The 14,347-nt window shown below is 58.5% G+C and carries 12 protein-coding genes; 3 read left to right on the forward strand and 9 right to left on the reverse strand.

The genetic code is table 11. The features are described 5' to 3' along the window. Positions 1-26: 26 nt before the first annotated feature. The 3 genes from QWI20_RS20285 to QWI20_RS20295 all read right to left on the reverse strand — a co-directional run bounded on the left by QWI20_RS20285 (position 27) and on the right by QWI20_RS20295 (position 4,012). The gene (locus QWI20_RS20285) at positions 27-1,124 is read right to left on the reverse strand and encodes a polyamine ABC transporter substrate-binding protein (protein ID WP_369306951.1); all 1,098 of its coding nucleotides are present in this window, start codon (positions 1,122-1,124) and stop codon (positions 27-29) included. A gap of 72 nt (positions 1,125-1,196) precedes the next feature. Next, positions 1,197-2,561, reverse strand: coding sequence for an aspartate aminotransferase family protein (locus QWI20_RS20290; RefSeq protein ID WP_369306952.1), 1,365 nt, complete (start codon positions 2,559-2,561; stop codon positions 1,197-1,199). 92 nt (positions 2,562-2,653) lie between these two features. Then, positions 2,654-4,012, reverse strand: a complete 1,359-nt coding sequence (locus QWI20_RS20295) for a glutamine synthetase family protein (protein WP_037016227.1) — start codon at positions 4,010-4,012, stop codon at positions 2,654-2,656. 652 nt (positions 4,013-4,664) lie between these two features. Between QWI20_RS20295 and QWI20_RS20300 the strand changes: the two genes are divergently transcribed. Continuing rightward, positions 4,665-6,041 carry a glutamine synthetase family protein gene (locus QWI20_RS20300; RefSeq protein ID WP_065987362.1) on the forward strand — a complete coding sequence of 459 codons (1,377 nt, stop codon included), beginning with the start codon at positions 4,665-4,667 and terminating at the stop codon, positions 6,039-6,041. 160 nt (positions 6,042-6,201) lie between these two features. Then, a complete protein-coding gene (locus tag QWI20_RS20305) occupies positions 6,202-6,840 on the forward strand; it encodes a TetR/AcrR family transcriptional regulator (RefSeq protein ID WP_369306953.1) in 639 nt (212 codons plus the stop codon). A gap of 240 nt (positions 6,841-7,080) precedes the next feature. Here the strand turns inward: QWI20_RS20305 and QWI20_RS20310 are convergent, their stop codons facing one another. From QWI20_RS20310 to QWI20_RS20335, 6 genes are all read right to left on the reverse strand, one after another. Beyond that, positions 7,081-7,296 carry a molybdopterin-binding protein gene (locus tag QWI20_RS20310; protein WP_037016233.1) on the reverse strand — a complete coding sequence of 72 codons (216 nt, stop codon included), beginning with the start codon at positions 7,294-7,296 and terminating at the stop codon, positions 7,081-7,083. Between the two features lie 51 nt (positions 7,297-7,347). Then, positions 7,348-8,157 (reverse strand): aliphatic sulfonates ABC transporter ATP-binding protein, encoded by an 810-nt coding sequence (gene ssuB / locus QWI20_RS20315; RefSeq protein ID WP_172610395.1) that lies wholly within the window; start codon positions 8,155-8,157, stop codon positions 7,348-7,350. Continuing rightward, complete coding sequence (gene ssuC / locus QWI20_RS20320; RefSeq protein ID WP_369306954.1) at positions 8,154-8,942, reverse strand: aliphatic sulfonate ABC transporter permease SsuC; 789 nt, start codon at positions 8,940-8,942, stop codon at positions 8,154-8,156. Before ssuC ends, ssuB begins: the two co-directional genes overlap by 4 nt. Before the next feature lie 27 nt (positions 8,943-8,969). Continuing rightward, positions 8,970-9,935: a sulfonate ABC transporter substrate-binding protein gene (locus QWI20_RS20325; RefSeq protein WP_369306955.1), complete on the reverse strand. Its 966-nt coding sequence runs from the start codon at positions 9,933-9,935 to the stop codon at positions 8,970-8,972. Between the two features lie 426 nt (positions 9,936-10,361). Then, positions 10,362-11,000 carry a peroxiredoxin gene (locus QWI20_RS20330; RefSeq protein WP_172610393.1) on the reverse strand — a complete coding sequence of 213 codons (639 nt, stop codon included), beginning with the start codon at positions 10,998-11,000 and terminating at the stop codon, positions 10,362-10,364. A gap of 142 nt (positions 11,001-11,142) precedes the next feature. Further along, positions 11,143-12,528: an OprD family porin gene (locus QWI20_RS20335; protein ID WP_369306956.1), complete on the reverse strand. Its 1,386-nt coding sequence runs from the start codon at positions 12,526-12,528 to the stop codon at positions 11,143-11,145. 792 nt (positions 12,529-13,320) lie between these two features. Between QWI20_RS20335 and tauA the strand changes: the two genes are divergently transcribed. Beyond that, on the forward strand, positions 13,321-14,298 hold the full coding sequence (tauA, locus tag QWI20_RS20340) for a taurine ABC transporter substrate-binding protein (protein ID WP_369306957.1): 978 nt from the start codon (positions 13,321-13,323) through the stop codon (positions 14,296-14,298). The last annotated feature ends 49 nt before the right edge of the window (positions 14,299-14,347 follow it).

Consider the following 14,347-nt stretch of genomic DNA (forward strand, 5'->3'; position numbering starts at 1 on the left):
GTACGAAACGACGCACCCGGTCAGGCTTATTTACCCGATTTGATGTTGGTCCAGCTGCGTGTCATCAGGCGTTGAGTCGCCGCCGGCAAGTCGGCGATCGCATACAACTTGGCCAGAACGTCCGCCGGCGGGTAAACGCCCGGGTCAGACGTGATGTCCTTGTCGACGAACTCGGTTGCCGCCTTGTTGCCGTTCGGGAAGTGCACGGAGTTGGTGATTTCAGCCATCACCTTCGGTTGCAGGATGAAGTTCATGAACTTGTAGGCGCCTTCAACGTTTTCGGCATCTTTCGGGATGGCGACCATGTCGTAGAAGCTGCCTGCACCTTCTTTCGGAATGTTGTAACTGACTTTGACCTTGCCGCCTGCTTCTTCAGCACGCGCCTTGGCCTGGTAGACGTCACCCGAGTAACCCACGGCTACGCAGATGTTGCCGTTGGCCAGGTCCGAGATGTACTTGGACGAGTGGAAGTAGGTGATCGAAGGACGAATCTTCTTGAACAGATCCTCGGCCTTCTGGATGTCTTCCTTCTTCTGGCTGTCGGTCGGCAGGCCCAGGTAATGCAGCGCCACTGGCAGCATTTCGGTCGGCGAGTCGAGGAAGCTGATACCGCAGCCTTTCAGCTTGGCGGCGTTCTCTGGCTTGAACAGCAGATCCCAGGAATTGACCGGTGCATCAGCGCCCAATGCGGCTTTGACCTTCTCGGCGTTGAAGCCGATGCCGATCGAGCCCCACATGTACGGGAACGCGTGCTTGTTGTCCGGGTCGCTGATGGACACGGCTTTCAACAAGGCAGGATCGAGGTTTTTGTAATTTGGCAGCTTGGACTTGTCCAGCTCCTGGTAGACGCCGGCCTTGATCTGCTTGGCCAGGAAGTTGTTCGACGGAACGACAATGTCGTAACCCGATTTACCGGCCAACAGCTTGGCTTCAAGGGTCTCGTTGCTGTCGAACACGTCGTACACCACTTTGATGCCCGACTCTTTTTCGAAGTCGGCGATGGTGTTCGGTGCGATGTAATCGGACCAGTTATAGACGTGGAGGACTTTGTCATCGGCGTGTGCAGCGGCGGCCACTGCGCCCATGAGGGACAAGGCCAGGAGGGTTTTGCCAAATTTCTTCATGCGTACGGCTCCAGTGTTTTTATGTAAGCGGCGTCTAGACGGCGGACAGTCTGGCAATTTCCCGAAAAAAATTCAGCCTTGCAATGACTCAAGCGTCAGGTCCAGGCACTTGCGCGCCTTTTCGATCAGCTCGTCGATCTCGGCGAAGGTAATCACCAGCGGCGGCGAGATGATCATGGTGTCGCCCACGGCCCGCATGATCAGGCCGTTATTGAAGCAAAAAGTGCGACAGATCATGCCTGCGCCTTTGCCGACATAGCGCTCCCGAGTGGCCTTGTCTTTCACCAGTTCGATTGCGCCCAGCATGCCGACGCCCCGCACTTCACCCACCAGCGGGTGATCGCTCAGCTCGCGCAGACGCTTTTGCAAATAGGGTGCCGTTTCAGACTTCACCCGTTCGACGATCTTTTCTTCACTCAGAATGCGGATGTTCTCCAGCCCCACTGCCGCCGCCACCGGGTGACCGGAGTAAGTGAAGCCGTGGTTGAAGTCGCCACCCTCGTTCAACACCTTGACCACGTCGTCGCGCACGATGACGCCGCCCATGGGGATGTAGCCCGAGGTCAGCCCCTTGGCGATGGTCATTAAATCCGGCTTGAGGTCGTAGAAGTCGCTGCCGAACCACTCCCCGGTGCGGCCAAAGCCACAGATCACTTCGTCGGCCACAAAGAGGATGTCGTATTTGACGAGGATCTCTTTGATCTTCGGCCAGTAGGTGTCGGGCGGAACGATGACACCGCCGGCGCCCTGAATCGGCTCGGCGATGAACGCGCCGACGTTGTTCACGCCCAGTTCGAGAATCTTCTTCTCCAACTGTTCGGCCGCCCAGACGCCGAACTCGTCGGGCGTCATGTCACCGCCTTCACCGAACCAGTAAGGCTGCGGAATGTGCACGATGCCCGGAATCGGCAAATCGCCCTGCTCGTGCATGTAGGTCATGCCGCCCAGGCTCGCGCCGGCGACGGTCGAACCGTGGTAACCGTTGACGCGGCTGATGATGACTTTCTTGCTCGGCTGGCCTTTGATCGCCCAGTAATGGCGAACCAGGCGCAGCACCGTGTCGTTGCCTTCCGAGCCGGAACCGGTGAAGAACACGTGGTTCATGCCCTCGGGGGCGATGTCGGAAATGGCCTTCGCCAACTGAAGTGCCGGCGGGTGAGCCGTCTGGAAGAACAGGTTGTAATAGGGCAGCTCACGCATCTGTTTGCTGGCAGCGTCCGCCAGCTCTTCACGACCATAACCAATGGCGACACACCAGAGCCCGGCCATGCCGTCGAGGATCTTGTTGCCTTCGCTGTCCCAGAGGTAAACGCCCTTGGCGTTAGTGATGATGCGCGGCCCTTTCTCTTTCAACTGCTTGAAATCGCTGAACGGCGCCAGGTGATGATCACTGCTGAGGGCTTGCCATTCGCGGGTTTGCGGGTTGTTGGAACTCATGAATCACTCCATTGTGGTATCGCGTGTGGGGCGCCGTCGATCCGCTTGGCATTCACTCGGAATCCACTCGAATCAGGCGACGCCCCGGAACGTCAGACGGCGAAGAGCAGGAATTCCCGCTCCCACGAACTGATCACACGCTTGAAGTTTTCGTGCTCGGCGCGCTTGACTGCGACGTAGCCGGTGATGAATTTCTTGCCGAGGTACTTTTCGACCGTCTTGCTGTTTTCCATGCGCTCCAGCGCGTCTTCGATGGTCAACGGCAGGCGCAGGTTGCGGCGTTCGTAACCACGGCCGACCACTGGGGCGCTGGGATTCAGGCCCTCGACCATGCCGATGAAACCGCACAACAGGCTGGCGGCGATGGCCAGATACGGATTGGCATCGGCGCCGGGCAGACGGTTTTCCACACGGCGGTTCTGCGGGCCGGCATCCGGTACGCGCAGGCCAACGGTGCGGTTTTCTTCGCCCCACTCCACGTTCACCGGCGCGGAGGTGTCCGGCAGGAAGCGGCGGAACGAGTTGACGTTGGGCGCGAACAGCGGCAACAGCTCGGGAATCAGCTTTTGCAGGCCGCCGATGTGCTGCAGGAACAGCTGACTCATCGTGCCGTCTTCATTGGAGAAGATGTTCTTGCCGGTTTCGATATCGATGATGCTCTGGTGCAGGTGCATCGCGCTGCCGGGCTCGCCGGTCATGGGTTTGGCCATGAAGGTTGCGGCCACATCGTGCTTGAGGGCAGCTTCGCGCATGGTGCGCTTGAACACCAGAATCTGATCCGCCAGAGACAGCGCGTCGCCGTGACGGAAGTTGATCTCCATCTGCGCGGTGCCGTCTTCGTGAATCAGCGTGTCCAGGTCGAGGTTCTGCAGCTCGCACCAGTCGTAGACGTCTTCGAACAGCGGGTCGAATTCGTTGGCGGCTTCGATTGAGAACGACTGCCGACCGGTTTCCGGACGACCCGAGCGACCGACCGGTGGCTGCAGCGGGTAATCGGGGTCGTCGCTGCGCTTGGTCAGATAGAACTCCATCTCCGGCGCCACAATCGGCTGCCAGCCCTGGTCGGCATAGAGCTTGAGGACTTTCTTGAGGACGTTGCGCGGGGACAGCTCGATGGGGTTGCCTTGCTTGTCGTAGGTGTCGTGAATCACCTGCGCGGTCGGCTCGATGGCCCAGGGCACCAGAAACACCGCGCTCTGGTCAGGACGGCAGAACATGTCGATGTCTGCGGGGTCCAGCAATTCGTAGTAGATGTCGTCTTCGACGTAATCGCCCGTCACGGTCTGGAGCAGTACGCTTTCCGGCAAGCGCATGCCCTTTTCGGCAATGAACTTGTTGGTCGGTGAAATCTTGCCCCGTGTGATACCGGTGAGGTCGGCGATCATGCATTCGACTTCGGTAATCCTGTGTTCTTTCAACCAATCGGTGAGCTGGTCGAGGTTGGTACTCATAAATACCTCAGGGTTTTAATTCCTGGTCGCCGTCATGGCGGTCAGGCGTTCTTTGAAGCGCTGGCGTTACGGTGCTGCTCGTTTTCCACAGGCATCGCCAATTGCCTGGAAGACTCAAAGATAGTCGTGCTTGTGCAAAAAGCGCGGCGGCGGATGCCGCGGAAAGTCAGGGCCGGATACGTCAGCGGAAGCAAAAGACGCGCCCGCTGGAACCGCTGCGCGGATAAAGGGTAAGGTGTCGAGGTGCCGCGCAGAGGCATGCGCAGTGCCCGGCGCGCTGACTGGGCCGCTACACTGAAAGCGTGTGATGTGAAAAAGCAGTTGCCCGAATGGCTGAGTGCAGGCGGTGAGGCCGATCAGCGGAAGGCGAAGCATGAGACCCCCGGTATTATTGCTGTTATGGGTTGCAATCGAGCTTAGCGTTGTTCATTTTTTTCCACAACACGCCCGTAAAAAATAAAACACGCCCTGCTCAAACTCGCAGTTTGCATGACCTTCGGCGCATAACATTTGCCCTAAAGTGCGGCGAAAATGGCTCTTTGGCGCCCTTTTAGGGCAAATCAGGGCTCCCTTGACTTCGTCTGGCCTTTCGGATTGACTGAAACCCGTAATGCTCGATGATTGATATTTTCAACAACAAAGGTGTTGCATCATGTCGGTACCCCCGCGTGCCGTTCAGCTCAACGAAGCGAACGCGTTCCTTAAGGAACATCCTGAGGTTCTATACGTTGACCTTCTGATTGCAGATATGAATGGAGTGGTGCGCGGCAAGCGCATCGAACGCACCAGCCTTCATAAGGTTTACGAAAAAGGCATCAACCTCCCAGCTTCCCTATTCGCACTGGATATCAACGGCTCGACGGTGGAAAGCACCGGTCTGGGTCTGGACATCGGTGACGCTGACCGAATCTGCTATCCAATCCCCGACACTCTCTGCAATGAGCCCTGGCAGAAGCGTCCTACCGCACAACTCCTGATGACCATGCACGAGCTGGAAGGCACGCCCTTCTTCGCCGATCCGCGCGAAGTGCTGCGCCAGGTTGTCAGCAAGTTCGACGAGATGGGCCTGACCATCTGCGCTGCGTTCGAGCTTGAGTTCTACCTGATCGATCAGGAAAACGTGAACGGCCGTCCGCAACCACCGCGCTCGCCGATCTCCGGCAAACGTCCGCACTCGACCCAGGTTTACCTGATCGATGACCTGGACGAGTACGTCGACTGCCTCCAGGACATTCTGGAAGGTGCGAAAGAGCAAGGCATCCCGGCCGACGCGATCGTCAAGGAAAGTGCCCCGGCGCAGTTCGAAGTGAACCTGCACCACACTGCTGACGCGCTGAAAGCCTGTGATTACGCAGTACTGCTCAAACGCCTGATCAAGAACATCGCCTACGACCATGAGATGGACACCACCTTCATGGCCAAGCCTTACCCAGGCCAGGCGGGTAACGGTCTGCACGTGCACATTTCGATCCTTGATCGCGATGGCAAAAACATCTTCACCAGCGAGGATCCCGAGCAGAACGCCGCATTGCGTCATGCGATCGGCGGTGTGCTCGAGACCCTACCCGCGCAGATGGCGTTCCTTTGCCCGAACGTCAATTCGTACCGCAGGTTTGGTGCTCAGTTCTACGTTCCAAACTCGCCGTGCTGGGGTCTGGACAACCGGACCGTGGCCGTGCGCGTGCCTACCGGGACGGCCGACTCAGTACGTATCGAGCACCGGGTTGCCGGTGCGGATGCCAACCCGTATCTGCTGATGGCCTCGGTGCTGGCAGGCATTCACCACGGCCTGACTAATCAGATCGAGCCCGGTCCGCCCGTGGAAGGCAACTCCTACGAGCAGAACGAGCAAAGCTTGCCGAACAACCTGCGTGATGCACTGCGCGAGCTGGACGACAGCGAAGTCATGGCCAAGTACATCGATCCGAAGTACATCGATATCTTCGTTGCGTGCAAGGAAAGTGAGCTGGAGGAGTTCGAGCACTCCATCTCCGACCTTGAATACAACTGGTATCTGCACACGGTTTGATGGCTGCACGAGTTACGAAAACGCCACCTTTTCGAGAGAATCGGTGGCGTTTTTCATTCATGAGCTGCGCGGCCCCCCCCTGTGGGACCAGCTTCAGCCGGGAAGGCAATCTGCGGGCTGCCACTGTAGAATGCCCGCGCCACCGACCGAGAGAGCGCCGATGACCCGCCTTGCCCCACCCCGCAAACCGCGTGCACGCAGTCAGGCGCGGATCGACGCGATCCTTGATGCCGCACGTGCGCTGTTGGCCGCGGACGGCGTGGCGAGCTTGTCGATCTATAGCGTTGCCGAGCGGGCCGAGATACCGCCCTCTTCTGTGTATCACTTCTTCGCCAGCGTTCCGGCGTTGCTTGAAGCGCTGACGGCCGATGTCCACGAGGCGTTTCGCGAAAGCCTGCAGCAGCCCATCGATCATGATCAATTGAACCAGTGGCGAGACCTGTCCCATGTGGTGGAGTCGCGCATGCTCGCGATCTACAGCGACGACGCTGCGGCGCGGCAGTTGATCCTCGCCCAGCACGGTTTGACCGAAGTCACTCAGGCGGATCGTCAGCACGACATTGAACTGGGCAACCTCATGCATGCGCTGTTCGCCCGGCATTTCCAACTGCCGACGCTGCCCGATGATGTTGAGGTATTTGCCCTGGCGCTGGAACTGGCCGACCGGGTGTATGCGCGCTCGGTGCAACTGCACAACGCGATTACCCCGCGCATGGCCGAGGAAGGATTGCGGGTATTTGATGCGTATCTGGGGTTGTACCTGCCGGCGTACTTACCGAAGCGTTCCATCGAGCAATAACGCAGGTCAGTTGTGGGGGCGCCACCCCGGTCACTCCCACAAGTCCTCGACCAGCCCGAAGCCTGAGTCAGACGCCAAACCTGTGGGGGCGAGCTTGCTCGCGAAGGCGTTCTACCAGCAAGTTTAAATGTTGCTGACCCACCGCATTCGTGAGCAAGCTCACTCCCACAAGTCCTCGACCTGCCCGAAGCCCGAGTCAGACGCTGGAGTTGTGGGAGATCGCTTGGGATACAGCATTGATCACAACTTGGCGATCGACACCTCGGTGGACTTCACGAACGCGATCACTTCGCTGCCGACCACCAGCTCCAGCTCTTTCACGGAGCGAGTGGTGATAACGGAAGTGACGACACCCGACGCGGTCTGCACGTCGATCTCGGACAGCACGTCACCGGTGACGATTTCCTTGATGGTGCCTTTGAACTGGTTACGCACGTTGATGGCTTTGATAGTCATGGTAAGGCTTCCTTTGTGAGATCAGTTCCGGGGGCAGGATTGCCTCTGGAGTTAATTGGCCCAACGCAGTTGCGTGGGCAGCGGTGAAGTCGGTTCGGGGTCGGGCGGGTTGCCTGGCAGCGACAACACGCGGTTCAGCACTTCGGTTTCCAGCGCGGCGAGTCGGTAGGAGCCGCGCGCCCTTGGCCGGGCCAGATCAACCTGCAGATCAAGACCGATGCGGCCCTCTTCAATCAGCAAGACCCGGTCGGCAATGGCGACCGCTTCGCTGACGTCGTGGGTCACCAGCAATACGGTAAAGCCATGCTTCTTCCACAGGTTTTCGATCAGCTGCTGCATCTCGATTCGGGTCAGGGCATCCAGCGCGCCAAGGGGCTCATCGAGCAACAACAAGCGCGGCTGGTGAATCAGTGCACGCGCCAGCGCCACGCGCTGTTTCTGACCACCCGATAATGCCGCTGGCCATTCATTGGCGCGCTCGGCCAGACCCACGGCTTCCAACGCTTCCAGCGCTTTACCACGCCAGTCGCCGCTGAGGCCAAGGCCGACGTTGTCGATGATCTTTTTCCAAGGCAGCAAACGTGCTTCCTGGAACATCAGTCGCGTGTCTTCCCGCGCATCCGCCAATGAGCCGTTACCGGCCAGCAACTGTCCGCTCGACGGCTGGTCGAGGCCCGCCAGCAGGCGCAGCAAGGTGCTCTTGCCGCAGCCGCTTCGGCCCACGACGGCGACGAACTGGCCGGCCGGGATGTGCAGATCGATGTCTTTCAGTACTTCCCGCGAGCCGAAGGTTTTTTTCAGCTTGCGGACCTGCAAGGGAATCCCGCGCAACAGGTTTGCCGGTTGTTGGAGATTGCTCATTGCGCGCCACCTTTAGCCACTTGATACGCCGGGTGCCAACGCAGGCAGACCCGTTCCAGACCACGCGCCGCGAGGTCTGCCAATTTGCCGAGTACGGCGTAGAGCACGATCGCCAGCACCACCACGTCGGTCTGTAGAAACTCTCGGGCATTCATCGCCAGATAGCCGATGCCGGAGCTGGCCGAGATGGTTTCCGCGACAATCAGGGTCAGCCACATAAAGCCCAGCGCGAACCGCACGCCGACCAGAATCGAAGGCATCGCGCCGGGCAGAATCACGTGGCGGAACAGTCCGAAGCCGCTCAAACCGTAGCTGCGGGACATCTCCACCAGCGCCGGGTCGATGTTGCGAATGCCGTGGTACGTGTTCAGGTAAATCGGGAACAGCGTGCCGAGCGCGACCAGAAATATCTTCGCGGTCTCGTCGATGCCGAACCACAGGATGACCAGCGGAATAAGCGCCAGGTGGGGCACGTTGCGGATCATCTGTACGGAACTGTCCAGCAAGCGTTCGCCCCATTTCGACAGCCCGGTGATGAAGCCCAAAGCCAGCCCGATACCGCCGCCAATGGCAAAGCCGATGCCGGCACGCCAGCCACTGATCGCCAGATGGGTCCAGATTTCGCCGCTGCGCACCAGCGTGACGCCGGCCTCAATCACAGCGCTCGGCGCCGGCAGAATGCGGGTCGACAGCCAGCCCGCGGTGACCGCCAGTTGCCATATCGCCAACAACAGGACCGGTAGCAACCAGGGCGCCAGTCTGTGGATGATTTTTTCCACACTCATGGAGTTGTCTCCTTCCAATTGCCGGGCTTACTGCGCTTTAGCGACAGCAGCGGGTGGCGTCCAGATCACATCAGCGATGCGCAACGGTTTAGGGATCAGCTTGAGCTGGTAGAAGGTGTCGGCGATTTTCTGTTGCGCGGCGACGGTTTCAGGCGTGATGAACGAGGCGCCGTAGCCCTGACGCTTCACCGATGTGCGGGTGATGTCTTCCGGCAGACCGAGCAGCGGCGCGACCTGTTTGGTCACTTCTTCCGGGTTGGCCTTGGACCATTCGCCGACCGCGCGCACTTCTTCCACCAGGGTCTGAATCACCTTGGGATGCTGCTGCGCATAGGGTTTGGTCGCCAGGTAGAACTGGTTGTTGTCGACGATGCCTTTGCCGTCGCGCAGGGTCTTTGCCTGCAGCTGCTGTTCGGCGGCGGCCTGGTACGGATCCCAGATCACCCAGGCATCGACGCTGCCGCGCTCGAAGGCAGCACGCGCATCGGCGGGCGGCAGGAAAACAGTTTGGATATCGGTGTACTTCAGGCCGGCGTCTTCCAGTGCGCGCACTAACAGGTAGTGCACGTTGGAGCCTTTGTTGAGGACGACTTTCTTGCCTTTGAGGTCTTTGACCGAGGTAATCGGCGAATCCTTGGGCACCAGAATCGCTTCGCTGGTGGGCGCCGGCGGCTCGGAGGCGACGTACAGCAGATCAGCGCCGGCGGCCTGGGCGAACACAGGCGGTGTTTCGCCCGTCACGCCGAAGTCGATCGAACCCACGTTCAGGCCTTCAAGCAACTGCGGACCACCGGGAAACTCGGTCCACTGAACCTGCACGCCTTGGTCGGCGAGTTTTTTCTCGAGCGACCCTTTTGCCTTGAGCAATACCAGCGTGCCGTATTTCTGGTAACCGATGCGCAAGGTATCGGCTTGGGCCTGAGTCAGGACGCAGAAGGAAACCGCCGCAACAAACAGAGCGACCAGGCTTCGACGCAAAATAACGGTGCCCATGGCACGCTCCTTTGGTGTGTAGCTAACAGGTGGCACCTGCTCGTCCGATGGCGGACCAGTAAGGCGGGAAGGGATTCATTGCCGGCGATCTCGCCAGGACGGAGAGACCATAACAGGGGACAGTTATTCTCTAAAATCATATTTATTCATTTGGTTAGCACCAAAAAGAATATAAAGATATCTGTTGTCTTTTTGCAGACAACAAACTCGTGGGAGCGAGCTTGCTCGCGAATCGGCCGATCCATGCACTGAAATTCGCGGCGGCTGGAATACAGCATTCGTGAGCAAGCTCACTCCCACAGGGGCTGTGTTGGCTGTGCGATAGCGCTGTGTCAGAACCCTCGTAAATATCCAACATGTTCAGCGTTTACAGCACAAAAAAAGGGCCGATAAATCGGCCCGAATGTCATGGTTGAAACCGGTGTATCAGCGATTCGGTTGTGGCGTCAGGCGCAGGTACGGCGTAACGGCTGTATAGCCTTTAGGGAAGCGCTCTTTGATCTCGGCCTCGTCTTTGATCGACGGCACGATGACAACGTCTTCACCGTCCTTCCAATTCGCCGGAGTGGCGACTTTGTAGTTGTCGGTCAGCTGCAGCGAATCGATTACCCGCAGGATCTCGTGGAAGTTGCGGCCGGTGCTGGCCGGGTAGGTGATGGTCAGGCGGACCTTCTTGTTCGGGTCGATCACGAACAGAGAACGCACCGTCAGGGTTTCGCTGGCATTAGGGTGAATCAAGTCGTAGAGCTCGGAGACCTTACGATCCTCGTCCGCCAGGATCGGGAAGTTCACAAGGGTGTTCTGCGTGGTATTGATGTCGCCGATCCACTTTGTGTGGGATTCGGCCGAGTCCACGGACAGGGCAATCGCCTTGACATTGCGCTTGTCGAATTCGTCTTTCAGTTTTGCGGTGAAGCCCAGCTCGGTGGTGCAGACGGGCGTGAAGTCGGCGGGGTGTGAAAACAGTACCGCCCATTTGCCGTCCAGCCATTCGTGAAACCTGATCGGTCCTTCGCTGGAGTCCTGTTCGAAGTCGGGTGCGATGTCGCCAAGTTTAAGGCCCATTCAGTCGTGCTCCTTGGAGGATGAGTTATGAATCACTGTGCATCCCGGCATCTGAAAACAAAAGGAACGATTGGTGCTGGATGACAGTGTTTCAGGCATAAAAAAGCCCCGCCGAAGCGGGGCTCTTTTCAACACATCACGCTTATTTGAACGCGTAGGTGTAGTTGAGGACCACACGAGTCTGGTCGGTGTTGGCTTGGGAAGCGTACAGGTCGGTATCGGAGCGCAGGTTCGCGCGACGAACTGTAACGCCGAAGCCTTTCATGAAGCCGTCCTGGAACACGTAGTCGACACGCATGTCACGTTCCCACTCCGAACCACGGCCCAGCGCTGCGTTCTGCAGACGAATCTGGTCGCCATACAGGTAAGCAATGGCAGCTTTCAGACCAGGAACGCCCAGGCGTGCGAAGTCGTACGAGTACTGACCGAACTTGGTCTGCTCACCGGCACGGGTGAAGTTGGTGATCATGCTGTCGGTGAACAGGTAAACGCTGTTACCGCCTTCGCCTTCGTTACGACCGTTGGCCAGGCCGTTGCGGGTGACGTTGCCGTTGCTCATGACCGGCATGCCGCCGTCGTCACTCACCGACTGGTAACCCAACAGGAATGCGTTGCCACCCAGGGTGTAGGTGAACATGGCAGTCCAGGTGTCGTTATCAACTTCGCCCTGGCCGTCTTTGCTGTAGCCGTTGGAGAAGCGATAGCCGGTGTTGACTTCCTGATGGGCGTTCTTGCCATCGGAGGTGCTGTGGAAGTAACGCAGGTCGGTCTTGAACGACTGGTCCTCCGCGATCGGCAGGATGTGGACCAGGCCCAGGAAGTGCTGCTTGTAGTAGTCTTCCAGGTTCGCGTAGTAGTACTGAACGGTCAGGTCTTTGGTGACTTTATAGTCGCCGCCTGCGAACTGGAAGTTGTTCGAACCTTTGTAACCACCGGCCAGGGACATGTCAGCGTAGTTGCTGGAAGCACGGCTGGCAGCCTGAGTCAGCTTACCGGCAGTCAGCGTCAGACCGTCGAGTTCCTTGGAAGTAACGATGCCACCCTGGAAGGTCTGCGGCAGCAGACGACCGTCGTTCGCCACGAGGATCGGCAGGTTTGGCTGCAGAGCGTTACCGACTTTCAGCTCGGTCTTGGAAACTTTGACCTTGGCGTTGGCGCCAGCACGGGCCCAGTCAGCTACCGGAGTACCGTCGGAAGTAGTCGGGGAAACGGTGTTCGCCGTAGTGCCGTTGGCGGCACGGTTGTCGATACCGCCGCCCAGGTTGATGCCCCACATGCCCTGAACGTCGAGACCGAAACCAACGGTACCCGGGGTGTAGCCGGAGATGAAGTTGAACAGCAAACCCTGGGTGGTCTGGCGCTGATCTTGCGCTTTAGCACCGTTCGAGGCAGGTTCACGCGGATCTTGTTCGAAATACAAAGTACGGGAACTGAGTGTCGCTTTGCTGTCATCCAGGAAACCGGCTGCACCAGCCTGAGTAGCCAAGACACCTGCGTATACGGCCAAGGCCAGGGTGGACTTCTTCATTGTGTATCGCTCCTCATGAATCTAATTTTTGTAGTTCCCGGGCCCGAGCCTAAGGCTCAAACCGAGGATGCGCGATTAGCGCCGGACCTGACTCGGCGAGTCAATGGCCCCAAGACTAATTGACTAGACCGCGTTACAGCTGGCTGCAAGGTAAGGGAAATCCCTTAAACCTAAAAAGACTTGTTAGACCTGCTTTTATGCCAAGCAGTTATATGTCACAAGCCGTTTCAGCCGTCCGTTGCGGAGTGTATCGGCCCTAATCCCTAATTCCCAAAACATATTTCAGTACCGTTCGTCAGATCGATACGATTGGGGGCGTCGTACAACCGGAACTTGACCGGCAAGTCACGGTCATCCTGCGAATTCGGGTGAGAATTGCCTCTCCAACCGACTGAAATACATCGAATTTCTTTTCCGGTAGTCGCAAACGTTGCAGTTGTCACCCTGCTCCCCGTCTGTTTTCTGACGAAGCCAGAAAAAAACCCATCGGAGAGGAAGCCACGTCAAAACTCGTCGCCGTATCGTGCAACCACCCCAGATCAGTCCGTGAGAAATGCCCCATCCCTGCGAGTACATCGCTGAACAGGCGTCGCGATCGTATTTACAAATTGTGACGATTCAATGAATCGTCTCTGAGCTCGGTGCCTTTCGTCTTGCGATGCGCACCTATCAAGCCCGCGCGTATAGGAATTAACACTAAGCAAATTCCAAAAGGTTATTTATTTCGACTTTCTTAGATCATTTACGCTCTGAGCCATTCGAAGGCAGTGTGCCTTTATACGGAGCGTCCCCATGAAACTGCTCAAACCCCTACGCGTCCTGGCTGCCTTGTCGCTAGCCGGCTCGGCACTCTTCGCCCAGGCCGCTGAATTCACCGTCGCCTACCAGACCACCGTGGATCCGGCGAAGGTCGCTCAGGCTGATGGCGCCTATGAAAAGGCAACGAGCTCGAAGATTTCATGGCGCAAATTCGATAACGGCGCGGACGTGATCACGGCGATCGCGTCGGGTGACGTCCAGATCGGCTACCTAGGCTCCAGCCCTCTCACCGCGGCGGCAACGCGCGAAGTACCGGTGGAAACTTTCCTGATTGCCACCCAGATCGGCGCTGCCGAGGCGCTGGTTGCGCGTAATGGCTCCGGCATCAACGGCCCACAGGATCTGATTGGCAAGAAGATCGCCGTGCCATTCGTTTCGACCGGCCACTACAGCCTGCTCGCCGCCCTGAAATACTGGAAGATTGACCCGGCGAAAGTGACCATCCTCAATCTCGCCCCACCGGCCATTGCGGCGGCATGGAAGCGCGGTGACATCGACGCCACCTATGTCTGGGACCCAGCGCTCGGCGTTGCCAAGGAGACAGGCAAAGTGCTGATCACCTCGGGCGAGCTGGCCAAAGTCGGCGCGCCGACCTTTGATGCGTGGATCGTGCGCAAGGACTTCGCCGACAAACACCCTGAGGTCGTCAAAGCCTTCGCCAAAACCACGCTCGACGCCTACGCCGCCTACCGCAAGGATCCTGCGGCCTGGCTGGCCGATGCCAGCAACGTCGACAAGCTGGTGAAACTCTCCGGCGCCAAACCTGGTGATATCCCCGGCTTGTTGCAGGGCAACGTCTACCCGCTGGCGGCTGATCAGGTAACTGAACTGGGCGCGCCGACCACCGACGCCATCACCAAGACCGCAGCGTTCCTCAAGGAACAGGGCAAGGTCGACGCCGTGCTGGCTGATTACACCCCTTACGTGAGCGCGAAGTTCGTCACCCAGTAAGCGAAAGCGTCCACCCGATACCGTGCCGGCTTCGACAGCCATGCCGTTC

Source organism: Pseudomonas sp. W2-17 (assembly GCF_041060445.1).
Classification (GTDB): domain Bacteria; phylum Pseudomonadota; class Gammaproteobacteria; order Pseudomonadales; family Pseudomonadaceae; genus Aquipseudomonas.